Genomic DNA, 349 nt, shown 5'->3' with positions numbered 1-349 from the left:
TCAAGAACATCGCCTACGACCACGAGATGGACACCACCTTCATGGCCAAGCCCTATCCGGGCCAGGCCGGGAACGGACTGCACGTACACATCTCGCTGCTCGACAAGCACGGCAACAACATCTTCACCAGCGAGGATCCCGAGCAGAACGCCGCATTGCGCCATGCGATCGGCGGCGTGCTCGAGACCCTGCCGGCCTCCATGGCCTTCCTCTGCCCGAACGTCAACTCCTACCGCCGCTTCGGTTCGCAGTTCTACGTGCCGAACGCGCCGAGCTGGGGCCTGGACAACCGCACCGTGGCCCTGCGCGTGCCCACCGGCAGCCCGGACGCGGTACGCCTGGAACATCG

At 65.6% G+C, this 349-nt stretch carries 1 pseudogene; it reads left to right on the top strand.

What is annotated here, in order from left to right:
- Positions 1 to 349, top strand: a pseudogene (locus HMPREF3014_RS05045) (glutamine synthetase); the annotation flags it as partial.

Source organism: Pseudomonas sp. HMSC065H01, assembly GCF_001815235.1.
In the GTDB taxonomy this organism is placed as follows: domain Bacteria; phylum Pseudomonadota; class Gammaproteobacteria; order Pseudomonadales; family Pseudomonadaceae; genus Pseudomonas; species Pseudomonas aeruginosa.
This window is presented reverse-complemented; position numbering and strand designations above follow the sequence as displayed.